Source organism: Compostimonas suwonensis, from assembly GCF_002797855.1.
Lineage (GTDB): Bacteria > Actinomycetota > Actinomycetes > Actinomycetales > Microbacteriaceae > Compostimonas > Compostimonas suwonensis.
Window position 1 is genome coordinate 66,401 of sequence record NZ_PGFB01000003.1, and the last position, 25,632, is coordinate 92,032.

At 69.4% G+C, this 25,632-nt stretch carries 16 protein-coding genes; 15 read left to right on the forward strand and 1 reads right to left on the reverse strand.

What is annotated here, in order from left to right:
• Positions 1 to 9 precede the first annotated feature (9 nt).
• Positions 10 to 1,032 (reverse strand): LacI family DNA-binding transcriptional regulator, encoded by a 1,023-nt coding sequence (locus CLV54_RS08200; protein WP_100344498.1) that lies wholly within the window; start codon positions 1,030 to 1,032, stop codon positions 10 to 12.
• A 231-nt stretch (positions 1,033 to 1,263) separates the two neighbouring features.
• Here CLV54_RS08200 and CLV54_RS08205 point away from each other — a divergent pair, with 231 nt between their 5' ends.
• From CLV54_RS08205 to CLV54_RS08275, 15 genes are all read left to right on the forward strand, one after another.
• The gene (locus tag CLV54_RS08205) at positions 1,264 to 2,835 is read left to right on the forward strand and encodes a DUF5597 domain-containing protein (RefSeq protein WP_157802878.1); all 1,572 of its coding nucleotides are present in this window, start codon (positions 1,264 to 1,266) and stop codon (positions 2,833 to 2,835) included.
• Entirely contained in the window at positions 2,832 to 4,544 is a 1,713-nt protein-coding gene (locus CLV54_RS08210; RefSeq protein ID WP_170061969.1) for a GxGYxYP domain-containing protein, read from the forward strand. Before CLV54_RS08205 ends, CLV54_RS08210 begins: the two co-directional genes overlap by 4 nt.
• Positions 4,541 to 6,604, forward strand: coding sequence for a beta-galactosidase (locus tag CLV54_RS08215; protein ID WP_100344501.1), 2,064 nt, complete (start codon positions 4,541 to 4,543; stop codon positions 6,602 to 6,604). Before CLV54_RS08210 ends, CLV54_RS08215 begins: the two co-directional genes overlap by 4 nt.
• Before the next feature lie 51 nt (positions 6,605 to 6,655).
• Positions 6,656 to 9,352, forward strand: coding sequence for a carbohydrate binding domain-containing protein (locus CLV54_RS08220; protein WP_100344502.1), 2,697 nt, complete (start codon positions 6,656 to 6,658; stop codon positions 9,350 to 9,352).
• A gap of 341 nt (positions 9,353 to 9,693) precedes the next feature.
• Entirely contained in the window at positions 9,694 to 10,857 is a 1,164-nt protein-coding gene (gene sucC, locus CLV54_RS08225) for an ADP-forming succinate--CoA ligase subunit beta (RefSeq protein WP_100344503.1), read from the forward strand.
• Between the two features lie 16 nt (positions 10,858 to 10,873).
• A complete protein-coding gene (gene sucD / locus CLV54_RS08230; protein WP_100344504.1) occupies positions 10,874 to 11,761 on the forward strand; it encodes a succinate--CoA ligase subunit alpha in 888 nt (295 codons plus the stop codon).
• 138 nt (positions 11,762 to 11,899) lie between these two features.
• Positions 11,900 to 14,659, forward strand: coding sequence for a cation-translocating P-type ATPase (locus tag CLV54_RS08235; protein WP_100344505.1), 2,760 nt, complete (start codon positions 11,900 to 11,902; stop codon positions 14,657 to 14,659).
• Positions 14,660 to 14,668: 9 nt separating this feature from the next.
• Positions 14,669 to 15,178: a hypothetical protein gene (locus CLV54_RS08240; protein ID WP_157802879.1), complete on the forward strand. Its 510-nt coding sequence runs from the start codon at positions 14,669 to 14,671 to the stop codon at positions 15,176 to 15,178.
• Between the two features lie 103 nt (positions 15,179 to 15,281).
• The gene (locus CLV54_RS08245) at positions 15,282 to 16,670 is read left to right on the forward strand and encodes a hypothetical protein (protein WP_100344507.1); all 1,389 of its coding nucleotides are present in this window, start codon (positions 15,282 to 15,284) and stop codon (positions 16,668 to 16,670) included.
• Between the two features lie 33 nt (positions 16,671 to 16,703).
• A complete protein-coding gene (locus CLV54_RS08250) occupies positions 16,704 to 17,945 on the forward strand; it encodes a cell division protein PerM (RefSeq protein WP_100344508.1) in 1,242 nt (413 codons plus the stop codon).
• 9 nt (positions 17,946 to 17,954) lie between these two features.
• The gene (gene purN / locus CLV54_RS08255; protein ID WP_100344509.1) at positions 17,955 to 18,548 is read left to right on the forward strand and encodes a phosphoribosylglycinamide formyltransferase; all 594 of its coding nucleotides are present in this window, start codon (positions 17,955 to 17,957) and stop codon (positions 18,546 to 18,548) included.
• Positions 18,545 to 20,185 carry a bifunctional phosphoribosylaminoimidazolecarboxamide formyltransferase/IMP cyclohydrolase gene (gene purH, locus CLV54_RS08260; protein WP_100344510.1) on the forward strand — a complete coding sequence of 547 codons (1,641 nt, stop codon included), beginning with the start codon at positions 18,545 to 18,547 and terminating at the stop codon, positions 20,183 to 20,185. The genes purN and purH overlap by 4 nt, the downstream gene beginning before the upstream one ends.
• Before the next feature lie 161 nt (positions 20,186 to 20,346).
• Complete coding sequence (gene ddaH, locus CLV54_RS08265; protein ID WP_281258168.1) at positions 20,347 to 21,576, forward strand: dimethylargininase; 1,230 nt, start codon at positions 20,347 to 20,349, stop codon at positions 21,574 to 21,576.
• 413 nt (positions 21,577 to 21,989) lie between these two features.
• Positions 21,990 to 23,801, forward strand: coding sequence for an ABC transporter ATP-binding protein (locus CLV54_RS08270; protein ID WP_100344512.1), 1,812 nt, complete (start codon positions 21,990 to 21,992; stop codon positions 23,799 to 23,801).
• The gene (locus CLV54_RS08275; RefSeq protein WP_100344513.1) at positions 23,798 to 25,603 is read left to right on the forward strand and encodes an ABC transporter ATP-binding protein; all 1,806 of its coding nucleotides are present in this window, start codon (positions 23,798 to 23,800) and stop codon (positions 25,601 to 25,603) included. Before CLV54_RS08270 ends, CLV54_RS08275 begins: the two co-directional genes overlap by 4 nt.
• Positions 25,604 to 25,632: the final 29 nt, after the last annotated feature.

A 25,632-nucleotide genomic window follows, 5' to 3' on the forward strand; every position in this document is an offset into this window, starting at 1 on the left:
CACGTCTGCTCACCCGCGACGTGCCGGCGAGGTTGAATCCCGCACGACGAGGCGCACGGGGAGTACGGTGGTGCCCGCGGTCGGCCGAAGGCCGGAGTCGAGCAGGATCTCGGCGGCCTTCTCGCCGAGGTCGGGGGAGGAGACGTGCACGCTCGTGAGCGCAGGGCTCACGAGCGCTGCGGCCGGGATGTCGTCGAAGCCCGTGACCGAGATGTCCCCGGGAACGCTGTATCCGTTGTGCTGCAGCCAGTTCATGGCCCCGATCGCCATGCGGTCGTTCATCGCCATGATCGCAGTCGGGTGCTGCTCGGCGCTCATCAGGCGGGCTGCTGCCGCCTCGCCGCTCTCCGTGCCGAAATCGCCGCGTTCGACGACCACGATCTCGCCGATCGCCGCGTCTTTCATCGCCCGCTGGATTCCCGCCCGACGAGACGCGAGTACAAGACGATCCTCCTCGGGACCGTCGATGACCGCGATGCGCCGATGGCCGAGGGCCAGGAGGTGCTGGGTGAGGGCGTACATGCCGCCTTCGTCGTCGCCGCGCACGGAGGCGACCTCGTGCGTCGTGTAACCGATCACGATCATCGGATACCCCGCCTTCACGATGTCGGCGAAGCCTTCTTCGCCCACACCCGCTTCGACGATCATCGCGTCGGTGATCCGCTCGGCGAGGGCGTCGGCGAAGACGTTCGTGCGGTCGTGCTCGGTGGCGGGCAGGGACAGGAGCATCTTGTGGCCGCGGGCGGCGATCGCCCGGGTCGCGCCGTGCACGACCCCGAGCAGGTGCGGATCGTTGAACAGCGCGTCGGCGCCGTACGGTGCGATCACGCCGATGATCTTCGAGGTGGAGCGGGCCTGGGTCGACCGCGTGGCGGTGGTGAGGACGTAGTTCTGCTCCGCGGCCGCTGCGAGAACTCGCTGCCGGGTCGACTCCACCACCGTCGTGTCGCCGTTGAGGACTCGGGCGACGGTCTGGTGGGAGACCCCCACCACCTCGGCGACCGATCTCATGGTCGGGCGTTTTGCTGTCATCTGGACTCCTGTCACGTGACGGTCACTCTAGATGAATGCCGCCGTGATCGTCAACCCGAAGGCCTGAACGATCCGAAGATCTCAAGATATTGGCCCTCATCTCCTGAATTTCTTTGTATGATCGACGCATTCGTTATAGCGTCAAGGTCAACGACGGGGCATCCTGTCATGTGACAGACGCATCGTGAGGTGTAAGACATCACGAAGCACAATGAAGTGATCGGAGACTGGATGCCCGCACCGTGGCTCACCGCTTTCGCGCCGTATCTCCTCGGCGCGGAGCTGCACAATTCATCGGCCAGTTCTCCCGAGCTGATCGCCGAACGCATCGGGCGCGTCGCCGGCCTGGGAGCGGACGTCGTGCTTGCGCCGATCGCCTGGGAGCTCGTGGAGCCGGAGGAGGGGCGGTTCGACGTCGAGATCGTCGACGCGATGGTCGCGACCGTGCGAGAGGTCGGCCTCCGTCTCATCCCCCTGTGGTTCGGGAGCTGGAAGAACGGCGTGTCGAGCTACGCACCCTCCTGGGTGCAGGACGATCCCGCGCGGTTTCCCGCTGTCCGGACAGGCGACGGGCGGGCGCTCGCGATACTGTCGCCGTTCTCCCACGAGCTCGGGCTCGCTGAGCGGACCGCCTTCCGCCAGGTCATGAGCCGCCTCGCACAACTCGATCCCGGCAAGGAGACGGTGGTCGCCGTGCAGGTCGAGAACGAGGTCGGTGTCCTGGGCGCCAGCCGCGATCATTCGGAGCCAGCGGGCCGCGCGCTCGCTGAGCCGATTCCCGAGGTCGTGCTCGAATCGCTCCTGCGCGACCGCGGAGTGCTGCGACCTCGAGTGCGGGAGGCCGTGCGCGTCCTCGAGGGAGCACATCGCGCCCCGACATGGCAGGACCTGCTCGATGGAGATCCGGAAACGGACGAGCTGTTCATGGCCGCTGGATACGCACGCCACATCGCCGCCGTCGCGTCCGAGGGGCGGGGCGCTTACGACGTCCCCATGTTCGTCAACGCCTGGCTCGACTCCGACGAGGCCCCGGAGTCCATCGCGTTCGCGGGCGGAAACCGACCGGGTCTCTACCCGAGCGGGGGGCCGCTCGTGCCCGTCGCTCCGGTCTGGTCGGCGCTCGCACCCGGACTCGTGCTGGCGCCGGACATCTACCACGGCGACTTCGCGGAGTGGTGCAGGATGTTCGCCGCGGTCAACGACGGCATCCTCCTGATCCCGGAGATGCCGCCGACCGTCAGCTCGATCGCAGACATCCACATCGCGCTCGGCGAGTTCGGCGCGAGCCTGGTCTCCCCGTTCGGCGCCGACGGGCTCGACAGCGAGAGCGAGCACGCTGTCGCCCTCCGGGGGGCGTATCGCGCCCTGTCGAACGTCCGAACGCCCCTCGGCCGCGCGCGGGAGGCCGGTCGCTGCATCGGCTTCGGCATCCGGGCCGATGAGACGATCGAGCGTGCGCTCGACGACGTCGTGTTCCGGATCGGACCCGACCGCGCCGATGCCCCGGGCTCCGGGCCAGGCGGCTGGGGCATCGTGTTCCGTGAGGACGACGGCACCTTCGTCGCGATCGGATCCGGATACTGCCTCACGGTCGTCTCGCCGGCTTCCGCCACGGTTCGCGGCGCGCAGACGGGCGGCTACCGCGATGGGGTGTGGCGGGCGTTCCAGTTCCTCAACGGGGACGAGACGAACTCCGCAACCCATGTGAGGATGCCGCATCGCGATCCCGGCATCGCGTTCCCGGTAGACGGCTCCGGCGAGCTGCGAATCCAATGCTTCTCGATCAGTGAATGGACAGTATGACCCCGCCCGCAGACAGCTCGGCCGCCCCGGTCGACCCGCAGCTCTTCCCGCGAGCGGGGACGGCTCCCGAATCCCTCGTGACCCTCGACGTGCGCGTCGGGCATCCCGACGGTGACACTCCTGATGCCGCCGCGGCGGCGAAAGTGCTCCAGGGTCTCGTGAACCGACGCGGTGCAGAGAAGCTCTACCTCTACAACTCCTGCTCGGACATCACCCATCAGATCGGCGGCGCCGAGTGGGAGGTGCAGCGCGACTGGCTCCGGGCGCTGCCGCAGCTGGAATCGCTGCCGACGACGGAACTGGTCCGTCATCGGCACAGGGACGGCGGGCTCCGTCGGCTGCTCGAGGTCTACGGCGACACCGTCACCGGCGTCGTCGTGTGGGACCCGCGTCGACGGGGGAAGGTCGCGATGGCGACCTTCGGCGCGGCGGTCACCATCGCGTCGCAGCGCGAGGCGGTTCCGGTCTCCCCGGAGCTCCTCGATGAGCTCCGCGGCTGGGGGATCGACCTCCCCGTGATCGAGGACCTGCGCGACCACGGCTTCCGCAGCGACCACGAGGTGGTCGAGTGGAGCGTTCGCGAGTACTGGGCGACCTCCGACACCACGCTCAACGTCGTCTTCTCGCTCGGCCTCGACGGGTGGCAGGGAATCCAGGAGTGGGCCGACAACTGGTGGAGCAACGACGTCTTCAACGAGGGGCCCATCGACTACGCCGTGGCGGTGAACGGCTTCTGCTTCAACCTCGACATGGTCGACGGATACGACGATCACGCCCTACTCGACCTGTTGTCCCGCTATCCGGCGGGGCGGACGGCGATCCTCGGCTGGGTGCCGACGCATCCTGTCGTCTACGGCTTCGCCGAGATGCCGCAGTGCCTGAACCTCACCTCGTCGTATGTGATCGGAGTGAACGGCTTCTCGAACCTGAGCGTGTTCGCGTCTTACCCGCCCACGGCCCGAACGCCCGGCGCCGGGCGTTCCATCCCGATCGGCGAACGCGACACGGTGATCGCGCTGATCGCGACAGACGGCGACGCATTGCACTGCGTGTACCGAGGGATGTTCTCCGCGTTCTCCCAGCGCCGGGACGACACCTTCGGGGCCACTCCCATCACGTGGACGATCTCGCCCGCGCTCGCCGAGCTCGCACCCCCGCTGTTCGACTATTTCGACAGGCAGCTTCCCGAGGGCAGCGATTTCGCGGCTGCATGGGCGAACAAGATCCAGACCCCGTACGATTCCGATCTCCAGACCGCCGTGGACGATGTCTACGCCCGCAGCGTTCGGGCGGGAATCCGCACACTCTGGACCGTTCATTCGGGCGAGGAGAGCCAGTTGCTCCCGGCACATCCCTGGGACGGGCTCATCATCGGCTACGCCGACAGCCGAGAGGAAGCACGCCTGAGCGCGGCGAATCCCGTGGTTCCGGTCATCGGCACCTGGTCGTTCGGGGCGAACGAGGTCGAGGAGACCGCCGACGGCCTCCGAGCCCTGTCGGCGACGGCTGACGGGCCGCTGTTCCTGGTGGTGAACCTGGGGGCGGAGTTCGACGAGGCCGCGGACTTCTCGCGCCGCGCATCCGAACTGCGCGCCCTGCTCGAGAACGACCCCCGGCGCTCGTACCACTTCCTCGGCGCCGCGGATCTGTTCGCCACCTATACGAGCTACGTCGCCGCCCTCGAGAGCACGAGCGGAGCACGCGCATGAAGATCTGGTACGGCGGCGATTACAACCCCGAGCAGTGGGACTCCGAGACCGTGGAGGAGGACATCGCCCTCATGGGTGTCGCAGGTGTCAACCTCGTGACGATCAACGTCTTCGGATGGGCGATCATCGAGCCGCGTGAGGGCGAGTTCGACTTCAGCGCGCTCGACGAGCTGATCGCGCGATTGGGCGCAGCAGGCATCGGGGTCGACCTCGCAACGGGCACGGCCTCCCCGCCGCCGTGGCTCACGACCCGGTATCCCGAGATGCTCCCGGTACGCGCCGACGGCACCCGACTGAGCCAGGGGAGCCGCCAGGAGTACTGCCCGAGCTCACCGGTGTACCGCGAGGCGAGCCTCCGACTCACGCGAGCCCTCGTGTCGCGCTACGCGGCCCATCCCTCGATCGAGCTCTGGCACATCAACAACGAGTACGGCGGTCACAACTCGCACTGCTACTGCGACGTCTCGGCAGCGGCCTTCCGCGACTGGCTCGAGCACCGCTACGGAACCGTCGACGAGCTCAACGCCGCGTGGAGCACGACGTTCTGGTCCCAGAGATACGACAGCTTCGCTGAGATCCTCCCCCCACGTGTGACGTCGACGCACGGCAACCCGATGCAGCTCCAGGACTTCGACATCTTCTCGACCCACGAGCTCATGGAGTGCTATCGGGGCGAGGTCGCCATCGTCCGTGAACTCTCGCCGGGCATCCCGCTCACCACGAACTTCATGGGCTTCTTCAAGCGAGCGGATTACTGGACCTGGGCGCGCGAGGTCGACATCGTGTCCAACGATGCGTATCCGGATCCGGCCGACCCCGACGCCGCCGCATACGCCGCGATGAACTGGGATCTCATGCGGTCGCTCTCCGGCGGGCGGCCGTGGATGCTGATGGAGCAGGCCGCGAGCGCCGTCAACTGGCGAGCGGCGAACCAGCCCAAGGCGCCGGGGCAGATGCGCGCATGGTCCCTGCAGGCCGTCGCCCGCGGCGCGCGCTCGGTGCTGTTCTTCCAGTGGCGCCAGTCGGCGGGCGGAGCCGAGCAGTACCATTCCGCGATGCTTCCCCACGCTCACACGCGCTCGCGCGTGTGGCGGGAGGTCCGCGAACTCGGGGCGGAGCTGCAGGGGCTCTCCGCACTCGGCGCCGATCTCGATGTGGGGCTCAACGGCCTGGGGGCCCGGGTGGCGATCGTGTTCGACTGGCCGTCGTGGTGGGCCATCGAGCAGGAGCACCTCCCCACCGCGCACGACTATCTCCGGCACGTGTTCGCGTGGTACCTGCCGTTGTGGCAGAACGACGTGCCCGTCGACTTCGTGCGGGCGGGCGACGATCTGTCGCGTTTCGATGTCGTGATCACGCCGAGCACGTTCACGATGACGGATCAGGCGGCCGAGTCGATCGACCGCTTCGTGCTCTCAGGAGGCACTCTGGTCGCCACCTATCAGACGGCGGTCGTGGACGAGGTCCTCCGCGTCCGCCGCGACGGCTACCTGGGACCCCTGGCCCACACCCTCGGCATCTGGATCGAGGAGTTCACTCCGCCCGCGGGAGCCGACCTCTGGGAACAGCGCGAGGAGGCGCCGTCGGTGTCGTTTCGCGGGCCGGCCGGCAGACGGCTCATGGGGTCGAGCTGGGCAGAGGTGCTCCACACCGACACGGCATCGGCCGTCGCCGAGTTCGACTCCGGCCCTGCGAACGGCCACCCTGCCGTCACGCGGAACGAGCGCGGTCACGGGGTCGCCTGGTACGTCGCCACCCAGCCCGACCGCGAAGCCATGCGCGAGCTCCTCGTGGCGATCGGCGTCACCCAGGGCGTCGAGCCCATCGATCCCGCGCTCGAACGCGTCGAGCGCGGCGGGCTCGTCTTCCTGATCAACCACGGCTCCGTCGCCGCGCGGGTTCGCGATCACGGCACGGATCTGCTCACGGGCGACCGGGAACCGGAGTGGGTTCCGTCATTCGGCGTGCGGATCATGTCGAACGCGCGCTCCGGCCTCGCGACACCGTCGGACAGCGACCGTGACCTCGCGGAGAGCACCATCCCCGGCGCACCCGCTTAAGACCTGGGCCCCTGCATCGACGCGGGACCCTCAAGGAGAAGGAGACAGGCAATGAAGCGCTGGTTATCTCACACGACGGCACTCGCCGTGCTCGTCGCACTGCTCGGGGTGGTGCCGATCGTCCAAGGAACGGCGGAGTCGGCCATCGCCTCGACACCGAGGCTGACCGACCCTCTTTTCACCAAGGTGCCGCAGGCGACGGCGCTGACGACGCTCGACATGCGCGTGCAGTACACAGGCGGTGACTCCACGGACGCCGTCGCCACTGCACGCGTGCTGCAGGGCCTGGTGAACCGCACCGCCACGAACAAGGTCTATCTGCTCAACGACGCGATCGACGCCTTGCACGAGATCGGGGGAAAGAACTGGAACGTGCAGGAGGACTGGATCACCAACACGGATGAGCTCACAGACCTTCCGCGTACTGCGCTCGCGCGCAGCAGCGGCGAGAACGGGGGCCTTCGCGCCCTGGTCGACCAGTACTCGGGGTATATCAACGGTGTGGTGATCTGGGATCCGACGGCGACCGGAGACGTCGACGTCGCCACGTTCGGCGCGGCCGTGACGATCGCTGCGCAGACGGGGGCGCTCGCCGTTTCGCCCGATCTCCGAGACGACCTCGTCTCGTGGGGGTACAGCTTCCCGGTTCTCGAGGACCTCCGGGACTACGATTTCGACGACGACTTCGAGGTGCTGAACTGGTCTGTCGAGAACTACTGGGCGGGGTCGAACCAAGATCTGCGATCGGTCTTCTCGCTCGGCGCGGACAGCTATCTCGACATCCGTGCCTTCAATGAGGGGCCCATCGACTATGCCGTCGCGACCAACGGATTCGCGTTCGACATCAACATGGTCGACGCCGACGACGACGCCGCGCTGATGGGGCTGCTGGACAACTACGTCGACGGCGAGACGGCGATCCTCGGCTGGATTCCCACCCACCCGGGCGGAACCGGTTTCGGCGAGACGCCGGCGGTGCTCGACGGCACGTCGTATTACGTGCTCGGCGGGAACGGCCTGTCGGACTTCAGCGTCTACGGGTCGTTCCCGGACAGCGACATCGATCTGCCCGACCCGGTCGCCGACACGGTGGGCGCCAACGACGTCTACGTCGGCCTGATGCTGACGGATGGCGACGCACTGCACTGCGTCTACCGCGGTATGTTCTCGGAGTTCACGCAGGAGCGCACGTCGAGCTTCGGGGAGGTGCCGATCACCTGGTCGATCGCACCCCAGCTGGCGAACCTGGCGCCGCCGGTGTACAACTACTTCGCCGAGAACCTCCCGGAGGGCAGCGATCTGACCATCGGCTGGGCCGACAAGGTCAACAGATCCACTGATACGGGCCTGACCGCTCTTGCTGAGCAGTGGAGGCAGTACGCGGACCTGAGCGATATCCACACGGTCTGGACGGTGCACTCGCAGGAGGATTCGCAACGCTCCGACCTCGTCGGCTGGGACGGTGTCGCGATCGGCTACACCAACAGCCAGATCCCGGCGCACCCGGCGACGCTGCGCTCCGACACCGCCGTGCTCGGCACCTGGAACTTCGGGTACGACGCGCCGGCCGAGGACGTCGTGGCCGGCATTCAGGACTATGCGGGCCAGAACCCGGGTGCGCCGTTGTTCATGATGGTGACGATGGGTGCGCCCTTCAGCGAGACGGGCAGCTACTACGACAAGGCGAAGGACATCGCCGACGCCCTCGGGGCCGACCCGCAGGGACGCAACTACAAGTTCGTCGGCCTCTCCGACATGGCCGCCACGTACAGCGAGTTCGCCGCCAACGGCGGCATCGGCGGCGGCGGTGCGGGCAACCTGATGTCCAACGGCGGCTTCGAGCTCAACCCGCTCGACGCGAACGGCTGGGGAACGCAGGACTGGAACAGCAACGCCTCGCTCAGCTGGGCGACCGACCAGAAGCGCAGCGGCCTGTATTCGGCGAAGGTGTCGGGCACCGGCGTGAACGCGGGGTTCAATCGCGACTACACGAACAAGATCTCCATCGGCCCGTCCGAGACATACACCCTGGGAGGGTGGATGAAGACCGATTCCGTGTCGGGGACCGGCGCCTGGGTGTGGACCGAGCAGTTGGACTCCCTCGGCAATGTCATCTCCGGCACCCGGTGGGACAGCCCGCAGGAGCTCGGGACGAACGACTGGAACAAGGTCAGCCATACCTTCACAGCGGCGCCGAACGCGGCCAATATGAACCTGTACGTGCACCTCAACGGATCGGGCACGGTCTGGTACGACGACATGACGCTCGCCTCGGGCGCGGGCCCGGTCGTCTCGAACAGCGGCTTCGAGTCCGACCCGATCGACGCGAACGGCTGGGACACGTTCTCGTGGTCCGGTTCGCCCGCGATCACGTGGGCGACCGATCAGGTGCACGGAGGATCGAGGTCGCTTCGCGTGACGAACGCGTCATCCGCGTTCGGCGGTGTCAACCGCGACGGGAATCGCGTCCCGGTCGAGGCGTCGACGAGCTACACGCTCGAGGGATGGGTGCGCACCGACTCGGTCTCCAGCCCGACGGGGGAGGGCGCCTATTGGGCGATCGGTTTCGCGGATGCGGCCGGCAACTGGATCGGGACGAGCACCTACACGGATGTGCTGAGCGCGACCCACGATTGGACGCAGGTGTCTGCGACGGTGACGTCTCCCGCGAACGCCGCATACGCCACGATCGGAGCGCGGCTGAACGGAACGGGAACGGCCTGGTTCGACGATGTGACGCTCGAATAGCGGAATGGCAGGCCACTGCTGCTCGCCGGCGAGAGGAGGACGCACGCGGTCCGCGCGTCTCCACGAAGCCGGCGAGCAGCAGGAGGTCGTCGCCGCAGCCTCCGGCTCCGCCGTCGAACGCCGTGTCGGGGCGGTGTGGTCGTCCGCTGTCGCGGAGGGCGCCGCCCTGTCGCGGGCCTGCCGGTCTACGTGCCCGCCACCCGCAAGGGGTAGAGTTCTCCTGGCGAAAATATCTCGGCGTCGAGCTAAATCGACACGCCTGATTGTGCCTACCATCACGTCAGAAAAGCGCGGCAGAAGCCACCAGCCCAGCGCCGCGAACCCACCGGACAAGGAAAACCGTGGATCTATACGAGTACCAGGCCAGAGACCTGTTCGAACGCTACGAGGTCCCGGTGCTCCCGGGCATCGTCGCCGACACCCCCGAGGAGGTGCGTGCAGCGGCCGAGAAGCTCGGCGGCGTGGTCGTCGTCAAAGCTCAGGTGAAGGTCGGCGGGCGCGGCAAGGCGGGTGGCGTGAAGGTCGCCAAGACTCCGGATGACGCAGAGGCTGCTGCTCGCGACATCCTCGGCCTCGACATCAAGGGCCACACCGTCAAGCGCGTGATGGTCGCCGGCGGTGCACGCATCGCCCAGGAGTTCTACTTCTCGGTTCTGCTCGACCGGGCCAACCGCTCGTACCTCTCGCTCACGAGCTTCGAGGGCGGTATGGAGATCGAGATCCTCGCCGTCGAGCGCCCCGACGCGCTCGCCCGCATCGAGGTCAACCCGATTAAAGGCATCGACCTCGAGACCGCCACGGCGATCGCCCGCCAGGCGAACTTCCCTGACGACCTCGTCGACAAGGTCGCCCCCGTCTTCGTGAAGCTCTGGAACGTCTACAAGGGCGAGGACGCGACGCTCGTCGAGGTCAACCCGCTCGTGCTGACCGAGGAGGGCGACATCGTCGCCCTCGACGGCAAGGTCTCGCTCGACGAGAACGCCGGCTTCCGTCACCCCGAGCACGAGGCGCTCGAAGACAAGGATGCAGCCGACCCGCTCGAGGCGAAGGCGAAGGCCAACGACCTCAACTACGTGAAGCTCGACGGCGAGGTCGGCATCATCGGCAACGGCGCGGGCCTCGTGATGTCGACTCTCGACGTGGTCGCCTACGCGGGCGAGAAGCACGGCGGCGTGAAGCCCGCCAACTTCCTCGACATCGGCGGCGGAGCGTCGGCCGAGGTCATGGCCAACGGGCTCGACGTCATCCTCGGCGACGCGCAGGTCAAGAGCGTCTTCGTGAACGTCTTCGGCGGCATCACGGCGTGCGACGCGGTGGCCAACGGCATCGTCGCGGCACTCGGCATCCTGGGCGACTCGGCGACGAAGCCGCTCGTCGTGCGCCTCGACGGCAACAAGGTCGACGAAGGCCGCAAGATCCTCGAGGACGCGGCGCACCCGCTCGTGACCCTCGCCCTCAGCATGGACGAAGGCGCCGACAAGGCCGCCGAGTTGGCTTCGAAGTAAGTAAGGACGAACAGACATGTCGATTTACCTCAACAAGGACTCCAAGGTCATCGTCCAGGGCATCACCGGCGGCGAGGGCTCGAAGCACACGGCTCTGATGCTCAAGGCCGGCACCCAGGTCGTCGGCGGCGTGAACGCCCGCAAGGCCGGCACCACCGTCACCCACGGCGACGTCGAGCTGCCCGTCTTCGCGACGGTCGCCGAGGCGATCGAGAAGACCGGCGCCGACGTCTCCATCGCCTTCGTGCCCCCGGCCTTCACGAAAGACGCCGTGATCGAGGCGATCGACGCCGAGATCCCGCTGCTCGTCATCATCACCGAGGGCGTTCCCGTGCAGGACTCGGCCGAGTTCTGGGCCTATGCCGGCGAGAAGGGCGGCAAGACCCGCATCATCGGGCCGAACTGCCCCGGCATCATCACGCCCGGTGAGTCGCTCGTGGGCATCACGCCCGCGAACATCACGGGCAAGGGCCCGATCGGCCTCGTTTCCAAGTCGGGCACCCTGACCTACCAGATGATGTACGAGCTGCGCGAGATCGGCTTCTCGACGGCGATCGGCATCGGCGGAGACCCCATCATCGGCACGACGCACATCGACGCGCTCGCCGCGTTCGAGGCCGACCCCGAGACGAAGGCGATCGTCATGATCGGCGAGATCGGCGGCGACGCCGAGGAGCGCGCGGCCGAGTTCATCAAGGCGAACGTCACGAAGCCGGTCGTCGGCTACGTCGCGGGCTTCACGGCCCCCGAGGGCAAGACCATGGGTCACGCGGGCGCGATCGTCTCGGGCTCCGCGGGAACCGCCCAGGCCAAGAAGGAGGCCCTCGAGGCCGCCGGCGTCAAGGTCGGCAAGACGCCGAGCGAGACCGCCGACCTCATGCGCGAGATCATCACGGGCCTCTAAGGCCTCGTCACGACGACGGAGATCCCTCTCCCTCTCGGCACCGCTCCTCGAGCGCGACCCGATCGGGGGTGGGATCTCCGTCGTCGTGGGCCGGGGAGGTGGCTCTAGCATGGTGCGAGAACGACTCCGGGGGGATCCATGGGCGACCAGACGCAGACGACGACGGCGACGGATGCCGCGGCCTACCGGCGCGGCGGCGACGAGGTCGCGCGTTCCCTGGGCTCAGACGCGGCATCCGGTCTGAGCGCTGCCGAGGCATCCGCCCGTCTCTCCTCGCACGGCCCCAACCGCCTGACCGCCCGCAGGCCGCCGTCGATGGCGCTCGTGGTTCTCACGATCCTGCGCGCGCCCATGAACATCATGCTCATCGTCGTGGCGGCGGCCGCGATCCTGATCGGGCAGTACGGCATCACGCTCGTGCTCGCCGTGCTCGTGACCGTGAACCTCGTGCTCGGCATCCGCCAGGAGCTCTCGTCGCGCGCGGGCGTCGACACGCTCGCGGCCGAACAGGTGGAGCGGGTGCGGGTCGTGCGCGACGGCCGGCCCGCGAGCATCGACGCCGAGGAGCTCGTGCCGGGCGACATCGTGACGGTCGAGGCCGGCGACCTCATCGCCGCCGACGGCCGCATCCTGGAGTCGGCGAGCCTCGAGGTGCAGGAGGCCGCCCTCACGGGGGAGAGCGCCGCGGTCGCGAAGGATCCGCTCGCGATCGCCGACGGCACGGGAGCCGGCGGCGCGGGAGGCGATGCCGGCGCCGAGGTCGCGCTGGGCGACCGCTCGAACATGCTCTTCCAGGGCACGACGGTCTCGCGCGGAACCGCCCGCTTCGTCGTCACGCAGACGGGCATGTCGACCGAGATCGGGCACATCGCCACCCTGCTCACCGAGGTGGAGCGGGTCGACTCGCCCCTGCAGATCGAGCTCGCGGCGCTCACCACGCGGGTCGCGATCGTCGCCTGGGTGGCGGTCGCCCTCATGCTCGTGATCGGCGCGCTGCGCGGACTGCCCGTCGCCGATCTCGTGCTGCTCGGCGTGACCGTGGCGATCTCGTCGATCCCCACGAGCATGCCCACCTTCGTGCAGACGATGCTCGCCTACGGCGCGAAGAAGCTCGCCGACGGCAAGGCGATCATCCGCAACCTCGCCGACGTCGAGACCCTGGGCGCGACGAGCGCGATCGCGACCGACAAGACCGGCACGCTCACGCTCAACGAGATGGTCGTGACCGAGCTCTTCGCGAGCGGCGAGTGGTTCAGCGTCGAGGGCGACGGCTACGGGAAGAGCGGCCGGGTGCTGGGCGCGGCCGGGCGCGAGGTGCCCGACTTCACCCAGCTCGCCTATGCGCTGTGCCTCGTCTCGGACGCGACGGTCTCCGACGCGGGCGAGGTCGTGGGCGACCCGACCGAGGCTGCGATGGTCGTGCTCGCCGCCAAGCTCGGCGTCGACGAAGTGCTCACCCGGCGCGAGTACCCGCGCCTGGCCGAGGTGCCGTTCGACTCCGAGTACAAGTTCATGGCCACCTACCACCGGGTTCCGCTCGACGGCGCCGACACCGTCGTCGGCCTCGTGAAGGGCGCCCCGGATGTCGTCATCGACCGCTGCTCGACGGCCCTCACCTCCGACGGCTCCCGCGTCGACCTCGCCGAACGCCGCGCCGACATCGAGGAGGCCAACCGGCAGCTCGCCTCCCGCGGCCTGCGGGTGCTCGCCTTCGCGATGCGGGTGTTCCCCGACGAGGCGCTCGACGGCATCCTCGCCGACCCCATGGGGCAGGTCGGCGAGCTGACCTTCGTGGGCCTGCTCGGGCTCATCGACCCGCTGCGCCCCTCGGCGAAGGCCGCGATCGCCGAAGCGCGCTCGGCGGGCGTCTCGGTGCGCATGATCACGGGCGACCACATCGTGACCGCCGCGGCCATCGGCGCCGAGCTGGGCCTCGAGCCGGGTGCGATGACGGGCGCCCGGTTCCGCGCCCAGAGCGACGAGGAGATGCGCCGGACCCTTCCCGACGTGCACGTCTTCGGGCGTGTGAGCCCCGAGGACAAGCTGCGGCTCGTCGAGGCGCTCAAGGCCGAGGGCGAGGTGGTCGCGATGACGGGCGACGCGGTCAACGACGCCGCGGGCATCAAGGCGGCGAGCATCGGGGTGGCGATGGGCAGCGGCAGCGCCGTGACCAAGCAGGCCGCCCGCCTCGTGCTCACCGACGACAACTTCGGCACCCTCGTGGCCGGCATCCGCATCGGCCGGGAGGTCTACGACAAGATCGTCGCCTACGTGCGCTATCAGATGTCGACCCTGCTCGCGCTCGTGCTGCTGTTCCTGATCTCCTCGATCCTCGGCATCGCCGAGGGCGTGCCGATGACCCCGGCGATGGTGCTCTTCCTCGCCTTCTTCTTCTCGGTCGTCCCGGTCGTCACGATCATGACCGACCGCCCCGCGCCCGACCTCATGTCGAGGCCGCCCCGCGACCTGACGGCGTCGATCGCGAGCCCCGGCTCGCTGCTGCAGTGGCTCGTCTACGCCCTCGCGATCCTGCTGCCGACGCTCGTGCCGCTGCTGTTCGGGCCGGATCGCCCGCAGCTCGGCGTGGCCTCGGCATCCGTCACCATGGTCTTCGTCGTGCAGGCGCTCGCCTACGGCTTCGGCGGCATCACGCTGCGGCGCGACCCGGAGTCGGGGCTCAACAGCCCGCTGCTCGGCCCCGTGCTGCTGATGCTCGTGCCGGTCGCGCTGCTCATGATGTCGACCGAGTTCCCGGTCTTCACCGAGACGCTGCAGACGGTGCCGCTCTCGCCCGCGCAGTGGCTGCTGTGCTTCGTGCTCGCGCTCGTCTTCCCGGTCGTGGTCGAGCTCGACAAGGCCGTGCGCCGGGCCCGGGCGCGCCGCGCCGCCCGCCGCTAGACTCGCACCGTGAGCGAGGAGAGCGGGCGTCTGGGCGCGAAGGCGGTGTCGGTGCTGCATCGCAACTACGTGAGCGAGCAGGCGATCTACGGCACGATCCTCGTGAGCGCCGTCATCGGCATCGGCGCAGACGACGACACCGACCTCGAGGTGCTGCTGTTCACGGTCGTCACGGTCGTGATCTTCTGGCTCGCCCACGTCTACGCGGCGACCTTCGCGATCCACGCCCGCGGCGAGCAGCCCATCGGCCGATCGATCGGCGAGGCCTTCCACCGCGAGTCGCGGATGCTCATCCCGCTCGTGCTGCCCGCGATCGCCCTTCTGACGGGGGTCTTCGGCCTCGTCGATGAGGAGACGGCCTTCCTCATCGCACTCTGGGTGGGCACGCTCGTGCTGGCCGTGCTGGGCTATCTCGCCTTTATGCGGCGCGGCAGCGTGTGGTGGGCGCGGGTGCTCGGCGGGCTCGGCACGGCGGCCTTCGGCGTTGTGATGATCGGGCTCAACTCGCTCATCCACTGATCGCCGGCGGTGCGTTCCGTCACCCATTCGGGTGCCACGACTCCCCTGATCCGGGCGGCCCCCGGGCGCTAGAGTGGGCAGCAATCGACACGGGGAGTCCAGGATGGCGCGCACGACGATGAGCGAGCTGCAGGCGACGATCGCCCGCCTCGAAGCCGAGAACGCCGCGCTGCGCGAGCGGGCGGATGCCGCGGGCGACGCGAATCCCACCCTCGAGCTGCCCCGGGCCGAGGCCGCCGTGCGCAAGCCCCGCGGCAGGGGCTGGACGGTGCTCTCCGTCTTCCTCATCGTGATCGGTCTCGTGCTCGCCCCCGTCGCCGTGCTCTCCACTTTCGCCCGCGCGCAGCTGACCGACACAGACGCCTTCGTGACGACCTTCGCCCCGCTCGCCGACGATCCTGCCGTGCAGTCCTTCGTGGCCGACGAGGTCGTCACGGTCATCAACGAGCAGGTCGACATCCCGGGGCTCACGAAGCAGGTCTTCGAGGGGCTCGACTCGCTGAGCCTGCCGCCCGCGGCGTCCTCGGCCCTGCAGCTGCTGGAGGGCCCGGCGGCGCAGGGGCTGCAATCGCTCGTCGCCTCCGTGGTCGAGAACCTCGTGGCATCCGAGGCCTTCTCCGACATCTGGGAGCAGGCGCTGCGCACAACGCACACCCAGCTGCTGGCGACCCTGCAGAACGACCCGAGCGCCGCGGTGGGCGTCACCGGCCGCGGAGAGATCGAGCTGCAGCTCGGCCCGATCATCGAAGAGGTCAAACAGCGGCTCGTCGACAACGGCGTGGGTTTCGCCTCGAGCATCCCGACCGTCGACCGGAGCATCGTGATCGCCCAGTCGGACTCCGTGACGAGCGTGCAGCTCGGCTACGGCATCGCGGTGGCCGTGGGCATCTGGCTGCCCTGGATCGCGCTCGTCCTCCTCGCCGCCGGGGTCGTCGTCGCGCTCAGGCGCACGACGGCGCTCATCTGGACGGCGGCCGGCCTCGGAGCCGTGATGGTCGTGCTCGGAAGCGGGATCGGCATCGGCCGGATCGTCTTCGTGGCGACCGTGTCGCCGTCGATCATCCCCTCCGACGCCGCGACCGTCATCTACGAGACGGTCGTCGTGTCGATGGCGAACACGACCGTCGCGGTGGCCGTCGTCGCGTTCACCGTCGCGATCATCGCCTGGTTCGGCGGGCCCTACCGGGTTCCCCGGGCCCTGCGCGGCCTCGCGACGAGCGGCGCCGACGCCCTGCGCAGGCTGGGCGACAGCCGCGGGCTCGGCACGGGCCGGTTCGGTCGCTGGCTCTACACGCAGCGCACCCTCGTGACGGTCGTCATCGCCGTCGGGGCCTCGGCGATCATCCTGTTCGTGCGCCCGCTCACCGTGGGGCTCATCGTCTGGACGGCCGTGATCGCGCTCCTGCTCGTCGCCCTGCGCGAGATCCTGCAGAGGCCCGTCATCCAGGTTCCCGAAGACGCGCAAGCGGACACCCCGGTCACCGTCGGCTGAGCGGGTGAGCGGGCCGGGTAGGCTCCCCCTCAGATGAATCGCACGACTACAGCCCTGCTCGCCGCACTCGAGGCGCTCATCGTGGTCGCCATCGGCATCGGCGTCTCCCTCGTTCCCCTCACGGTGCTCTGGGCCGTGCAGTACGGGCTGCAGATCGACTGGCTCGTCTTCTGGCGGGCGTCGGCCGACGTCTGGCTGCTCGGCAACGGCGCGAACCTCACGGTCCAGCTCGATCCGGGTCTCGTCGCGACCCTCGCGCTGCCGGGTGCCGAGGCCCCCTTCCCGGTCACGATCGCGCCCCTCGGCTTCGCCCTGCTCGCCGTGCTGCTCGGGGTGCGCACCGGCCGCCGCGCCGCGCGCTCGCCGTACCGGCTGCTCGCCGTGCTCTCGGCGGTGATCGCCTACGGGGCGCTCGCCGCCCTCGTGACGCTGAGCGCCTCGGCCCCCGGCGTGCACCCCTCCCTCTGGCAGGGCATCCTCCTTCCCACCCTCGTCTACGCGGCCGGTGTCGTCACGGGCTCCGAGACCGGCCAGGCCGATCTGCCGACCGCCGAGCAGGATGCCGCGAGCCGCGCGGTACGCGCCCGCCTCGCGCTGCTCCCGCAGATCGTCCGCTCCGTGCTCGACGTCTCGCTGCGTGCGGGCACAGCGGCAGTCGCCGCGCTGCTCGCCGTCTCGGCGGTCGTGGTCGCCGTCGTCGTGATGGTGCACTACACGACCATGATCGGCCTCTACGAGAGCCTGCAGGCCGGCATCGTCGGCGGCGCCTCGCTCACGATCGCCCAGCTCGCCTTTGTGCCGAACGCCGTGATCTGGGCGGCCTCCTGGCTCACCGGGCCCGGGTTCGCGGTCGGCGCCGGCAGCGCCGTCTCGCCGATCGGCACCGACCTGGGGCCGGTGCCGGGCATCCCGCTGCTCGGGGCCCTGCCCACGGGCGAGCTCGCCTGGGGGTTCCTCGGGCTCGTCGTTCCCGTGCTCGTGGGCTTCGGGTGCGCGATCGTCGTGCGCGGGCGGCTGCTGCGCGGACTCTCGGGCATGCCGTCGGCACGGTGGTTCGCGGCATCCGCCCTCGGCATCGCCATCGTCTCGGGGGTGCTGCTCGGCCTGCTGGCCTGGTGGTCGTCGGGCGCGGCCGGGCCGGGCCGGCTCGTCGAGGTGGGGCCCAACGGCTGGGTCGTCGGGCTCTTCGACGGTCTCGAGATCGGCATCGGCGCGCTCGTGGGCTTCTTCGCGGGCGGGCGCTCGCGGGCGGAGCCGCCCGCGCCGGGGCAGTAGGCTCTATTCGTGCTTTCCCTCGTCGTCCTGATCTCCGGTGGCGGGTCGAACCTGCGCGCTCTGCTCGAGGCGGCTGAAGACGCCGAGTATCCGGCGCGGGTGGTGGCCGTCGGCGCCGACCGCCAGGCCGACGGGCTCGAGCACGCCGAGGAGTTCGGCATCCCCTCGTTCACGGTGCCGTTCACGTCTTTTCCCGACCGCGAGAGCTGGGGTGAGGAGCTGCTCGAGCAGATCCGCTCCTGGAACCCCGACCTCGTGGTGCTCTCCGGTTTTATGCGGCTGCTGCCGCCCCGCGTCGTCGAGGCGCTCTCGCCCGACCTCATCAACACCCACCCGGCCTACCTGCCCGAGTTCCCGGGCGCGCACGGCGTGCGCGACGCGCTCGCCGCCGGCGTGAGCCAGACGGGCGCGAGCCTCATCGTCGTCGACAACGGGGTCGACGCGGGGCCCATCATCTCGCAGGAGCGCGTGCCGGTTCTGCCCGGAGACACCGAGGCGCAGCTGCACGAGAGAATCAAACCCGTCGAACGCCGTCTGCTCGTGCAGGCCGTGCTCGACATCGCCAACGGTCACGTCAACCTCAAGGAGCTAGCCCAAGCATGAGCGGTCCCAGCCACGACCCGTCCCTCTACCGCGAACGGGATGTCGTCCCGCTCACCCGCGCACTCGTCTCGGTGAGCGACAAGACGGGCCTGCTCGAGCTCGCCGCAGCCCTCGCCGCGGCTGGGGTCGAGATCGTCTCGACGGGGTCGACGGCGAAGACGATCGCGGATGCCGGGCACGCCGTCACCGAGGTCGCGAGCGTCACGGGATTCCCCGAATCCCTCGACGGCCGGGTCAAGACCCTGCACCCCGCCGTGCACGCCGGCATCCTCGCCGATCTGCGCCTCGAATCCCATGAGGCGCAGCTGGCGGAGCTCGGCATCAAGCCCTTCGACCTCGTCGTCGTGAACCTGTACCCCTTCCGCGAGACGGTCGCCTCGGGCGCCCCCGCCTCCGACATCGTCGAGCAGATCGACATCGGCGGCCCCGCCCTGGTGCGCGCCTCCGCCAAGAACCACGCCAACGTCGCGATCGTCGTCTCGCCCGATCGCTACCCCGTCATCGTCGAGGCGCTCGCCGCTGGCGGCACGAGCTTCGAGACCCGCCGCGAGCTGGCCGCCGAGGCCTTCGCGCACACGGCGTCGTACGACACGGCGGTCGCGGGGTGGTTCGCCTCGGCCGCGCAGCCCGTTTCGGGCGCCGAGCCCGCTTCGGCCGCGGAGGGTGCGGAGGCGGCATCCGCCTTCACCCCCACCGTCACGGTCTCGGGCGAGCTCGCCCACGTGCTGCGTTACGGCGAGAACTCGCACCAGTCGGCGGCGCTCTACCTCGACCCGCGGGGCACCGGGATCGCCCAGGCGCAGCAGCTGAACGGCAAGGAGATGTCGTACAACAACTTCGTCGACGCCGATGCGGCCGTGCGCTCCGCCTACGACTTCGACGGCCCCGCGGTCGCGATCATCAAGCACGCCAACCCGTGCGGCATCGCGATCGCCCTGCCCGGCGACGCCGACCCGATCGCCGCCGCGCACAAGCGCGCTCACGAGTGCGACCCCGTCTCGGCCTACGGCGGGGTCATCGCCGCGAACCGCACGGTCACGCTCGCGATGGCCGAGACCGTGAAAGACATCTTCACCGAGGTGCTCGTCGCGCCCGGCTTCGAGCCCGAGGCGCTCGAGCTGCTGCGCGCCAAGAAGAACCTGCGCCTGCTCGTGCTGCCCGAGGGCTTCGCCCGCGAGGCGCGCGAGGTCAAGCAGATCTCGGGCGGGCTGCTCGTGCAGGACGCCGACGGCTTCGCCGGCTTCGACTCCTCGAGCTGGACGCTCGTGACCGGCGACGAGGCGGATGCCGCCACCCGCGCCGACCTCGAGTTCGCCTGGAAGGCCTGCCGCGCCGTCAAGTCCAACGCCATCCTGCTCGCCTCGGGCGGGGCGTCCGTGGGCGTCGGCATGGGGCAGGTCAACCGCGTGGACTCGTGCCGGCTCGCCGTGAGCCGGGCGGGGGAGCGCGTTGTGGGGTCGGTCGCGGCATCCGACGCCTTCTTCCCCTTCGCCGACGGGCTGCAGATCCTGCTCGACGCGGGGGTGCGCGCCGTCGTTCAGCCCGGCGGCTCGATCCGCGACGAGGAGGTCATCGCCGCCGCGCGTGCCGCCGGCGTGACGATGTACTTCACGGGCGAGCGCCACTTCTTCCACTGAGCGGGCGCTGAGCCCGCGCGACCTCGCCGGCTCACGTCGGGCACGGGATCCTCTTGTGCCGAGCGCGGCTTTGTTCGCGGGCGACGAGCGCCGGTGAGGCGCGCCCGCGAACAAAGCCGCGCTCGACGAACGGGCGCAGGATGAACGGGTACAGTCTGAGGGTGAGTTCACCCCTCGTGCAGAAACCGTCCGTCGCGCGCCGCACCCTCGCCGTGTTCGTGTCAGCCCTGGCCGTCACCCTCGTGGCGCACCTCGTCATCGTGCTGGCGTTCTTCATCGCCGGGGGCGCGCAGGCGATCGTGCTCGCCCAGATCAGCGACTACTTCCTGCTCGCCTCGACGGTCGCCTTCGTCGTGCTCGTGCTGCTCGGTCTCGCGGGCAGCAACACGAACCTGTGGGCCGCCCTCGGCGCCGGTCTCGCGGCCGCGATCCTCGGCACCCTCATCGGCACCACGGCGAACACCCTGACGCAGGGCACGGCGCTCACTCCCGAGGTCGTGCTCTTCGTGCTGGGCTCGCTCGCGAGCATCAACCTGCTCTACATCCTCGGGATGGCGGTGGCCGCCCCGACTCTCGGCCGGCGTGTCTACGCGGCGATCGTGAGCCGGCGCGGGACACCGGCTCTCGGCACCCGTCACGTCGCGCTCGTGCGCCCGCCCGCGACGAATCTCGCGGAGGGCCTGCTCACGCACCTCGAGCGTCAGGCCGTGGATGTCGCGCTCGCCGACGAGCAGTGGGACAACTACGTGCAGGCCCTCGCCGACCACGGCTGGACCACGATCGACGTCGAGCCCGCCGACACCCTGCCCGACAGCGTCTTCGTGGAGGACGCGGTCGTGCTCTTCGGCGAGCTCGCCGTGATCACGAGCCCGGGCGCCGCCGTCCGCCGGCCCGAGACGGCCGCCGTCGAGGCCAGCGTGCGCGAGCTGGGCCTCGTGGTCGAGCGCATCGAGCTGCCCGGCCTGCTCGACGGGGGCGACGTGCTCACCGTCGGCACGACCGTCTACGTCGGCCGCAGCGGCCGCACGAACGCCGACGGCATCCGTCAGCTGCGGGCGCTGCTCGCGCCCCTCGGCTACACGGTCGTCGCGGTTCCCCTCACGAAGGTGCTGCATCTCAAGAGCGCCGTGACCGCCCTGCCCGACGGCACGATCATCGGCTACGTGCCCCTCGTCGACAACACCGCGATCTTCCCGAGCTTCATGGCCGTGCCTGAGCCGGGTGGCGCGCACGTCGTCGTGCTCTCCGAGGACACGGTGCTCATGGCGGCATCCGCCCCTCAGAGCGCCGCGCTCGTCTCGGAGCTCGGCTACCGCGTGGTGACGGTCGACATCAGCGAGTTCGAGAAGCTCGAGGGCTGCGTGACCTGCCTGAGCGTGCTCGTGCGCTGAGCGTCTCGTTTCCCGAACGGGGTCCCGCTCGATGCGCATGCATCGGAGATTGCGGCATCCGGAAAAGCGGGTATAGCCTGGAAAGCTGTCTCGCGATCGTGAATGACAGTATGTCCGACCACCGGGAGGATCCGATGACATCGACAGACTTCGCCGCCGCTGCGGCACGCAACGATCGCGCCCTGGGCCACTGCTATCCGCGCGCCGTGATGTCTCACTAGGCATTCCGGCGGTCCGCCGCACGATCCAGCACCGCACCCTCTCCGCACACAACCACCGATGACCGACGTTCGACGTGTGCTCACGCACCCCGCCGGCATCCCCTTCTTCTTCTCTCTCTCAGCCCCAGCCAAAGGATTCCCCATGTTCGTCCGCCGGCGCGACACGATGCCGCACCCCGGGGAGGCCGCCCGATGAGCGACCGCCCGCAGACCACACCGACAGCCAAGCAGCCCAGCACCTTCGCCTCGATCAGGCGGCTCTACCCCTACGCGCGCCCGGCCATGCCGCGCATCTACCTCGGAATGGTCGCCGCACTGCTCGCGGCCGGGGTCGCGCTCGCGATCCCGCTCGTGCTGCAGGGCCTCGTCGACGGGCCGCTCTCCGAGGGCGATCCCGCGCAGGTCTGGCCCGCCGTGATCGTCGTGCTCGCGCTCGGCGTCATCGAGGCGATCATGATCGCCCTGCGCCGCTGGTTCGTGCTCGCCCCGGGCACGCACATCGAGGCCCGGCTGCGCAACGGCCTCTACGCGAAGCTGCAAGACCTGCCGGTCGCCTTCCACGACCGCTGGCAGAGCGGGCAGCTGCTCTCGCGCGCCGTGAGCGACCTCAACCTCATCCGCCGCTGGCTCTCCTTCGGCCTCGTGCTGCTGGTCGTCAACATCGTCACGATCCTCATCGGCTTCGGCATCCTGATCTACTGGAACTGGGTGCTCGGCATCGTCTTCCTGCTGTGCTCGATCCCGCTGTGGATCTACGGCTACCTCTTCGAGCAGAAGTACTCGGTGATCGCCCGGCGCAGCCAGGATCAGGCCGGAGACCTCGCGACCTCCGTGGAGGAGGCCGTGCACGGCATCCGGGTGCTCAAGGCCTTCGGGCGCGGCAAGCACGCACTCAAGAACTTCGCGTTGCGCGCCGAGGACCTGCGCGGCACCGAGATCGAGAAGGCGAAGGCCATCGCGGGCATCTGGCTGTGGCTTCTACTGGTTCCGGATGTCGCGTTCGCGCTGTGCCTCTTCGGCGGCGTGTGGCTCGCCTCCGTCGGCCAGCTCTCGATCGGCGAGCTCTTCGCCTTCTTCGCGACCGCGACCGTGCTGCGCTTCCCCGTCGAGTCGATCGGCTTCCTGCTGTCGATGACCTTCGACACCCGCACGGCCGTCGACCGCTTCTTCGAGGTCATGGACTCGGAGAGCACGATCACCGACCCGGTCTCGCCGACGACGATCGAGCATCCACGCGGCGCGCTCGCCTTCCACGACGTGCACTTCCGTTACCAGGACTCGCCCGAGCGCTTCCCCGACCTGCTCGACGGCGTCGAGCTCCAGATCGAGCCGGGGGAGACCATGGCGCTCGTCGGCCTGACCGGTTCGGGCAAGTCGACCCTCACGGCGCTCACGACACGGCTCTACGACGTGACGGGCGGCTCGATCAGCCTCGACGGCGTCGACGTGCGCGACCTCACGCGCCAGGAGCTGCGTCGCCACCTTGCGATGGCCTTCGAGGATGCGACGCTCTTCTCGGCGTCGGTGCGCGAGAACGTGCTGCTCGGCCGTCCGGACTCGAGCGAGGAGGAGCTGGCCGAGGCGATCTCGATCGCGCAGGCCGGCTTCGTCTACGAGCTGCCCGACGGCCTCGACACGAAGGTCGGCGAGGAGGGGCTGAGCCTCTCGGGCGGCCAGCGGCAGAGGCTCGCGCTCGCCCGCGCGGTCGCGGCCAAGCCCGCGGTGCTCGTGCTCGACGATCCGCTCTCGGCGCTCGACGTCGACACGGAGGCCCTCGTGGAGGCCGCGCTGCGCAAGGTGCTCGCCTCGACGACGGCGCTCGTGGTCGCCCACCGACCCTCGACGGTCATGCTCGCCGACAGGGTCGCCCTGCTCGAGGAGGGCCGGGTCACGGCCGTCGGCACCCACTCCGAGCTGCTCGCGACGAACGATCACTACCGCTTCGTGATCTCGAGCCTCGAAGACGACGAAGAACAGACCAGGGAGAGGACGGTGAACGTATGAGCGTGCTCGGTGTCGAAGGCGAGGAGCGCGACGACTTCTCGAACACGGAGAGCAAGCAGATCCGGCAGCGGTCGCTGAGGCTGCTCGGCTCGCTCCTGCGCCCCGTGCGCGGTCAGGTCGTGCTCACCCTCGTGGTCGTCGTGCTGAGCACGGCGGCGCAGGTGGCCGGCCCCGCGCTCATCGCGATCGGGCTCGACACGGGCCTGCCCGCTCTGCTCGCACAGGACTGGATGCCGCTGAGCCTCACGGTCGTGGCCTACCTCGTGACGGGTGCGGCGGGCGCGGTGCTCATCGCGCAGTACACGGTGCTCTCGGCCCGGATCAGCCAGGCGATCCTCATCGACCTGCGCAAGCGGGTGTTCCTGCACACGCAGAAGCTGAGCCTCGAGTTCCACGAGAGCTACACCTCGGGGCGCATCATCTCGAGGCAGACAAGCGACCTCGACTCGATCAGGGAGTTGCTCGACTCGGGCATCAACCAGCTCGTGCAGGGCTCGCTCTACCTCGTGTTCATCGCGGGGGCGCTGTTCCTCACCGACTGGGTGAGCGGGCTCATCCTCATGGTCTCGCTCGTTCCCCTGCTCGTGCTCACGCGCTGGTTCCAGATCCGCTCGCAGCGGCTCTTCCGCCTGAGCCGGGTCGCGTCGGCGCGGCTCATCGTGAAGTTCGTCGAGTCGATGACGGGCATCCGCGCCGTCAAGGCGTTCCGCACCGAGAAGCAGAACCAGAAGGAGTTCGGCGGGCTCGTCGAGGACTACCGCGACGTCAACGGCCGCGTCATCCAGCTCTTCGGCATCTTCGACCCGGGGCTCGTGCTCATCGGCAACGTGACGGTCGCGGCCGTGCTGCTCGTGGGCGGTTTCCGGGTCGCCGACGGCCAGCTCGCGATCGGCGCTCTGCTGGCCGCCCTGCTCTACGCGCGGCGCTTCTTCGACCCGATGGAGGAGATGGCGATGTTCTACAACTCCTACCAGTCGGCCGCCGCCGCGCTCGAGAAGATCTCGGGTGTGCTCGAGGAGGAGCCGAGCGTTCCCGACCCGGCGAAGCCCGTCGACCTGTGGCACGCGCAGGGCACTGTGGCGTTCGAGGGGGCGGAGTTCGCCTATACGAAGGACCGCGTCATCCTGCCCGAGTTCTCATTGCGGATGCCGGCGGGCCAGACGATCGCGCTCGTGGGCTCGACGGGCGCCGGCAAGTCGACGCTCGCCAAGCTCATCGCGCGGTTCTACGACCCGACGAAGGGCCGGGTGACGCTCGACGGCATCGACCTGCGCGAGCTGCACCCGAAAGACCTGCGGCGCGCGATCGTCATGGTGACGCAGGAGGCCTACCTGTTCTCGGGCACCGTCGCCGACAACATCGCGATCGGCAAGCCGGACGCGAGCCTCGAGGAGATCCAGGCCGCGGCGCGCGCGGTGGGCGCCGACGCCTTCATCCAGGGGCTTCCGAACGGCTACGACACCGACGTGAACAAGCGCGGAGGGCGGGTGTCGGCGGGGCAGAGGCAGCTCATCTCGTTCGCGCGGGCCTTTCTCGCCGACCCTGTCGTGCTCATCCTCGACGAGGCGACGTCGTCGCTCGACATCCCGAGCGAGCGGCTCGTGCAGGAGGGGTTGCAGACCCTGCTCGCCGACCGCACGGCCGTCATCATCGCGCACCGCCTGTCGACGGTCGCGATCGCCGACCGGGTGCTCGTCATGGAGCACGGCCGCATCGTGGAGGACGGGACCCCCGCCGACCTCATCGGCGGCACCGGCCGTTTCGCCCAGCTGCACGCCGCCTGGCGGGACTCCCTGGTCTGACCCTTCCCGCGAGTGGGCGCAAAACGGGG